This window comes from Mycobacteriales bacterium, assembly GCA_035550055.1.
Classification (GTDB): domain Bacteria; phylum Actinomycetota; class Actinomycetes; order JAFAQI01; family JAFAQI01; genus DASZTV01.
The window spans coordinates 1-6,341 of sequence record DASZRO010000015.1; the positions used below are offsets into that span (position 1 = coordinate 1).

Annotated in this window: 7 protein-coding genes and 1 tRNA gene; 2 read left to right on the top strand and 6 right to left on the bottom strand. The window is 66.9% G+C overall.

What is annotated here, in order from left to right; translation table 11 throughout:
• Positions 1 to 137: 137 nt before the first annotated feature.
• The gene (locus tag VG899_02040; protein ID HWA65136.1) at positions 138 to 1,187 is read right to left on the bottom strand and encodes a hypothetical protein; all 1,050 of its coding nucleotides are present in this window, start codon (positions 1,185 to 1,187) and stop codon (positions 138 to 140) included.
• 148 nt (positions 1,188 to 1,335) lie between these two features.
• Between VG899_02040 and VG899_02045 the strand changes: the two genes are divergently transcribed.
• Together VG899_02045 and VG899_02050 are read left to right on the top strand one after the other, a co-directional pair.
• Positions 1,336 to 2,385: a lytic transglycosylase domain-containing protein gene (locus tag VG899_02045; GenBank protein HWA65137.1), complete on the top strand. Its 1,050-nt coding sequence runs from the start codon at positions 1,336 to 1,338 to the stop codon at positions 2,383 to 2,385.
• A 66-nt stretch (positions 2,386 to 2,451) separates the two neighbouring features.
• A tRNA-Leu gene (locus tag VG899_02050) sits at positions 2,452 to 2,539 on the top strand.
• 125 nt (positions 2,540 to 2,664) lie between these two features.
• Here the strand turns inward: VG899_02050 and VG899_02055 are convergent.
• From VG899_02055 to VG899_02075, 5 genes are all read right to left on the bottom strand, one after another.
• The gene (locus VG899_02055; GenBank protein ID HWA65138.1) at positions 2,665 to 3,171 is read right to left on the bottom strand and encodes a DUF6650 family protein; all 507 of its coding nucleotides are present in this window, start codon (positions 3,169 to 3,171) and stop codon (positions 2,665 to 2,667) included.
• The gene (locus tag VG899_02060; protein HWA65139.1) at positions 3,168 to 4,151 is read right to left on the bottom strand and encodes an SIR2 family protein; all 984 of its coding nucleotides are present in this window, start codon (positions 4,149 to 4,151) and stop codon (positions 3,168 to 3,170) included. Before VG899_02060 ends, VG899_02055 begins: the two co-directional genes overlap by 4 nt.
• Positions 4,152 to 4,221: 70 nt before the next feature.
• Positions 4,222 to 5,493 (bottom strand): site-specific integrase, encoded by a 1,272-nt coding sequence (locus VG899_02065; protein ID HWA65140.1) that lies wholly within the window; start codon positions 5,491 to 5,493, stop codon positions 4,222 to 4,224.
• A gap of 19 nt (positions 5,494 to 5,512) precedes the next feature.
• The gene (locus VG899_02070) at positions 5,513 to 5,719 is read right to left on the bottom strand and encodes a helix-turn-helix domain-containing protein (protein ID HWA65141.1); all 207 of its coding nucleotides are present in this window, start codon (positions 5,717 to 5,719) and stop codon (positions 5,513 to 5,515) included.
• Positions 5,720 to 5,732: 13 nt separating this feature from the next.
• Positions 5,733 to 6,341: hypothetical protein (locus VG899_02075; GenBank protein HWA65142.1), on the bottom strand; the 609-nt coding region annotated here is incomplete at its 5' end.

A 6,341-nucleotide genomic window follows, 5' to 3' on the forward strand; every position in this document is an offset into this window, starting at 1 on the left:
GTCGCGAGCGGCGATCCGGGCGGCGGCTGGCAAGGCGGAGGAGGAGCGCGGTAGCAGCGCTACCGCCGACGACGACAACGCGGTCCAGCCGTCGATCCGGGCGACGCGCAGCAGGACATGCATTGATCAGTGATTCCCTAGATGCCGCCGCCGCCGAAGCTGCCGAGCAGGCTGGTGAGGGTCGACAGGTCGACAGCGGTCGCACCCGACGGGGCGGTGATCGCGGCGCCGCTCTGGGCGAACGCGAGGTCCAGCGGAAGGGTGCCGTTGCCGCTCTTGGCGATCTGCCCGAGGTCGAACGACAGCGAGCTCAGCGCGCCGTTGGTGACCATCGCGTCGAGGGTGACGTTCTTGTTCGGTGCGCTCGACACGTCGGCGCTGCCGAGCGCCGCGCCGGCACCCGGGACGAGTGTCGCGAAGGTAGAGGTCACGTCACCGGCGAGGGTCCGCAGGTTGGCGGTCAGCGTCAGGTTGTCGGTGCTGCCCGAGCTGGTCCGGGTCACTGTGACGTCTTTGGTCAGCAGTCCCTCGATCGCGGACAGGAACTGATGCGACTTCGCCGCGTCGGGGGTCGCCGACGTGACCGCACCGAGCGAGCCACTCAGACTCTTGAGCGTGGACAGCGGCAGCGAGACCCACTTGCCCTGCACGAGCGCGCCGAGGAAGCCGGGCAGCTGACCGGCGGCGGCGGTCATCTGGCGGTAGGTCGCGGCCTGTCCGAGGTCGTTGAGGACGTCCTTGAGGTCGGCCTGCAGGTAGAGCGTCTTGTTGACGGACCGGATCGTGACCAGGCTCTTCGAACCCTCGCTGACCGAGATGTTCGCCGCTCCTTCGTCGGTCAGTCCGGTGAGCTGCGAGAGCTTCTCCCCGCTGGGCGCGGCGACTTCGAAGCTGAGCGAGATCCCGGCGATCTCCGACGCCTGAGCAGAGGTCAGCTTGGCCGACTTGTCCTGCGCCTTCACGAAGGACAGCAACTGAGAGCCGTCGGCCCCGAGCTTCACCGTGGCGGTGAGCGTGGAGGCGTTGCCGAGCGCCTGGACGGCGCTGGTCAGCTCGGCTTGCGGGCTCAGTGAGGAGTCGTTGCTGGTGTTGGCCGAGCCCCCACCAGAGCTCCCGCCGCCACAGCCCGCGAGCAGGCTCGCGGTGGCAGTCAGGACGGTGGCGGCAAGCGCGGTACGGCGCAACATCAGTTTCCCCCTGGCGAGTCGGTGTGGGCGACGCCTGAACGTTACTCCGCAGCGGGCTTCAGCCGGGCCGGGAATCCGCCGAATCGACAACGTGGGGGTTCTCACGAGGCTACGTCCCGCCCGCACGGGCTTTCCCGTGCTCGGGGCGGTGGCGCTCGCCCTCATGGCGACCCTGTTCCCGCTCGCGACAGGATCGGCGCACGCCGCGACCGGAGGAGACCCGAGCGCGACAGCCGCTCAGCTGCTGGCGAAGGTCCAGCGCCTGCAGGCCAAGGTCAATGTGGCCGAGCGCAAGTACGCCCGGTCGTTCACCACCGTGACGCAGAGCGTCAGCCGCGCGATCAGCGCTGACCAGGTCAGCAGCGCCGTACAGGTGCAGGCCGCGAGCGCGCAGACCGAGCTGCTCGACCGGGTCCGGGGGCTGTACGAGTCCGGCGGCCCGCTCGCGGCGTACGCCCAGTTCCTCGGCACCGGCGACATCACGAGCTCGCTCGACCGCACGATGCTCGCCAGCCGGGTGGTCTCGGCGCAGGTCGCCGACGTCCGCGACGTGCAGCGTGAGGCGCTCGCGGCGCAGCACGCGGCCAGCCGCGCCGAGCACAACGAGCACGTCCACATCGCGACGGTCGCGGTGATCAACCGAGCTGCGAGCCGGGTCGGCGCGCTGCTCGCCCAGCAGAAGTCGCTGCTCGCCAGTGCCGACCAGGCCCTCGCCGCGGTGCAGCAGGCCGAGTCGACCCTCCACCAGCAGACCGCGCACTTCACCTCCATCGGCAACACCGCGGCGGCGACCACGTCCGGGCTGCGGATCCTGCCGCCGTCCGAGGAGTTCCTCTCGCTGTACCAGTCGGCCGCGTCGTACTGTCCCGGGCTGTCGTGGACGATCCTCGCCGCGATCGGCCAGGTCGAAAGCGGGCACGGCCGCAACGACGGGCCGTCGTACGCCGGCGCCATGGGACCGATGCAGTTCGAGCCCGCAACCTTCGAGGCCTATGGGATCGACGGCGACCGCGACGGCGTCAAGAACATCGACGACCCGGCGGACGCGATCTACTCCGCCGCGAACTATCTGTGCGCCAATGGCGCCGGTCACGGCGGGACCGCGTTGTACAACGCGATCTGGCACTACAACCACGCCGACTGGTACGTGAACATGGTCGAGACGCTGGCCGGTCTCTACGCCACGGCGTACGCCTGATCCGTGCTGCGGCCTCTTGTAGACTCGCCGGGCCGATTGCACCACCCACCTCCGCAGTCGGTCCACGTCGGAGTGGCGGAATGGCAGACGCGCTAGCTTGAGGTGCTAGTGCCCTTTAACGGGCGTGGGGGTTCAAGTCCCCCCTCCGACACCATCTGCAAGCCCCCGACCTGCGGTTTTACCCGCGATTCCGGCTCGCTCTGGCGCTCGGGGGGTTTGCGGGGGGTCTATCACTACTTGAGGGTTGCGGCGTGCGCATCCTCTTCATGATCGCTCGTGTCAGTCGACGTCAACGTCGGGCAGCGTGCGTGCCAGCTCATCGTCAACGTCCAGGCCATAACTTGCTGCGACGATCGCGACCTGCATGCCAACGCCCGCCCTTAATTCGCCGAGTGCTTCTCCGAACCAGTAATCGTGCATAGCCCACCGACCATCTCGGTAGAGGTGGCGAGCTCTCGCCTCATCGCTATGTCGGGGCTCGCTTGCGCCAACACGCTCAAGGAACTGAAGGCAGTACCGGCGACCAATTCGTAGAGCGCGTTCGAGTTCCTTCGCGATGCCGCCCTCGCCGAGCAACTCGGTGATGAAGTCTCGAATTTGTAGCACTGACGTGACGCATTGCTCTGGCACTTCGTCGGAGTAGGTCGAGAACAAAACTCTGCGAGCTTCGACGAAGGTGATGAACTTGCGAGCGACCGCGACGTCGACTGTCGGCGGCGTCCACGAAACCCCGAAGATGGGCGTGCTCAACCCGTTCACGCGCGCCGCGATCTCTGCGAACTTCATTGCAGTTCGCCACTACTGGCGGGCTGCCCGTGCTGGGTCTCGAGTCGTAGCAGCGAGAGAAACATTGGAAGGTCGTTCCACCCGTCGAGCCAGATGGTGTTGACGTCGAGCGAGCGCAGGTACCGGTCCTTCACCGGACTACGCCGGCCCTGCACTGTGTAGGAAGCCGGCATGTTTGGACCGTAGAGCTGTCGAACGTCGTCATGAATCAGGTTGAAGTTCGGGTCGCTCAGGCTGAAACCTACGAATAGGAAGGCCGCGTCGCTCATCTCACTCCGTAGTAGGGACAGCATCTCCTGGCGCTCGCGCCTTGCCCTTGCGTAGTCGGACCGTGTGAGAACGATGGTGTCGGGCTGATCGATTGACCCATGAAGTTTGACCAGGTGGGACATGGAGCGCTCGGCCCGATGGGCTCGGAATTCATCTTCTGTGATGCTGACGCGCAAGGGCTGCGCGGCGTCCCTGTACGCGGCCTCAATGAGCTCGTCGAAGTTGGTCGTGAAGATGAGTGGAAGCTTCAGGCGGACGAGCTCGACGTGGCTCGGTGTCGTCTGGATGAATGGTTGTCGCGTCGAATCAAACTGCATTGCAAGGAATTCGCGGTAGTTGGCTTCGCCCACTGTCTGTCGGAACAGCTGCGCGCAGTCCAGGGGGCCTTCTTCGATAAAGAAGGCTCGCAGTGAGTCCTGCTCAGCGTCAGGGGTCTGGATGGCGATCTCCCGGTACATGCGGTTCACGAGCCATGGCCAGGAGGGCAGCGGCAGACCGTCGTCCTCTGGCGTGATTCCGCGGTGCGGAAAGTCTTGGGGCCACCACCTGTCGTACCGGTCGTAGTCGAAACGGGCGCGACCTTGCTGCCTCGCTGCGCCGAACGATAAGCCGGCACCGAGGAAGATCAGGAGGCGACCGCCGTCGCTGAGCGCGCTGCGCAGGCGGTGTAGAAGACCTAGATTCGCGTCGTCCTCGTGCCAGACAGTCATGGGTCGAGTCTCCCAAGCCACGGCGATTCTTACGCTTCGTCTCACTCGACTGGCCGGTCGAGGCGCCGCCTCAGTCGCGGCCGTTGCCTTCGCGGCTGCCAACGACGAGTTCCGTCATCAAGGCGGCAGCGCGCGCGGACCGCTCCTTCAAAACGTGGGAGTAGACGGTCCTGGTGACCATGACGCTGTTGTGGCCCAGCAGTTGGGCGACGATCTGGTCGTCGACGCCGGCGAAGATCATCGCGGTCGCCGTGGTGTGTCGAGTGTCGTGAAGCCGCAGCATCGGCAGCGGCTCGTCGGGGTGCTTCTTGTTGTACTGGGTGATCATTCGCTTGAAGGTCCGCGACAGCCGATCAGGGTGCAGCGGCGTACCGACTCGCTTGTCGGGCTGGTTGCGGCCGTCGCTGACGAAGACGTAGTCGCTCTCGACCCACTGGCCGGCTTCGCGCCCGGCGGCTCGTTCGGCGTCCTGCTTCGCTTTGTGCTTCTTTATGACCTCGATGAGGACGGCGTCGAGCGGGACGAACCGGCCCTTGCCTTGGCCCTTGGTGGTGTCGCGTTCGATGACCTTGCCGGAGTAGGTGGTGGTCCGATTGCGGGTGAGCGCGAGGGTGCCGTGTTCAAGGTCGACGCCGTCCCAGCGCAGGCCGAGCAGCTCGCCGCGTCGGGCGCCGCGGGTGAAGTACAGCCAGAACAGCGCGACCAGGCGGTGGTCGGCGTAGTGGGTCAGGAACGCGAGGATCTGTTCGGGCTGCCATATGTCGTAGCTGCCTTGGTCGGACTTCGGCGGGGTGCGCGGGATGTCGTCCTTGCCGATCTGTGTGCACGGGTTGGTACGCCGCAGCGGCGGGTCGGCCGTGATCGCGTCACGGAAGCACGCCCGCAGGATGTTGTGCACGTAGGCAACGGTCCGCTGCGACAGCGGCCCGCGACCGCCGGGACTGCCGTGGAGCATGAGCCGGTCGTAGAGCTTGATCAGGTCGCGCGGCGCGACGTCTCGGACCGGCAGGTGGCCGAGGTCGGGCGCGATGTGCAGTCGGATGTACTTGCGGTAGGACTCGTAGGTGGTCTCGCTGAACCGGCCGAGCCGGACCCGGCGCGCGAGGATCGTGTCCCACTCCGTGAACCACTCGCCCATCGTGAGCGCGGTCGTCGCGAGCGCGACGCCGTCGTGCCTGCTGTCGCTGTCGGTCTGCCCACGGATCCACCGGGTGCCGGCGGCGCGGGACGGCAGACCTTTCTTGCGCAAACGTCGGCCTCGGACCGTGACCTCGGCGGTGAAGGTGCCGGTGGCAGGGTTGGGGTAGACGGTGCCCTCGCCCCTGCTGCGCCGTCCCGCCATCAGTGTTGTCTCCCTCTACTTACAGTCGCCCCGCGGTGCGGGCCATCCAGGCACGCAGGTCGCCGGCTTCGAACCGCAGCTCGCGGCCGAGCTTGAGGGCCTTGAGTTCGCGGCGGTGCCGGTAGACCCAGTCCTTGCTCATCCGCAGTACTGCGGCGACTTCATCGACTGTCAGCAACGGCTCGACCGCAAGGGGTCTAGTGGCGTCTGTGGACAACGTGGTCATGCTGATCACCTCCTCACCGTGAGCGGCCGAAGCCGCGGTCCTGGTCTCGCGAGTAGCGCTGCAGGGTGCGCCACGGGTCGTCGGATCGTTGCCTGCGGGCGAGTTCCTGGCGGCGGCTGTCGCGGAGGCGCTCGATCAGCTCGCTGGTCAGGGTGCGAGTTCTGCGGTCCGAGCTCGCGCGGGGCGGTCCGCAGTCGATCGGGCTGTCGAGGTCTTCGGCGAGGTAGAGGTGGTTCGCGACTCGGCCGCGGGACAGTGCGACGTACCCGTGTTCCTTGGTGATCGGTCCGAGGCCGTAGACCAGGGTCGTGTCGACCGTGAGGCCTTGCGCCTTGTGGACAGTGGCGGCGTACCCGTAGGTCAGTTCGCCGTTGGTCAGCATCGTCCGGTCGAGCCTGACGGTGGCTCCGCTGTCGAGAGCGAGTTCGAGTCGGCCTGACCGTGGATGGACGACGGCGACGGTGCCGCGGGCACCGTTGACCAGACCGGCCCGTCGGTCGTTGACGGTGACGAGGATCCGGTCGCCGGCCCGGAACGCCGTCATCCCGTCGGGACTGGCGACGACGAGCTCCCGGGCGCCGAGTCGGCCGGTCGTAACCAGCTCACTGCGGATTGCGGTGTT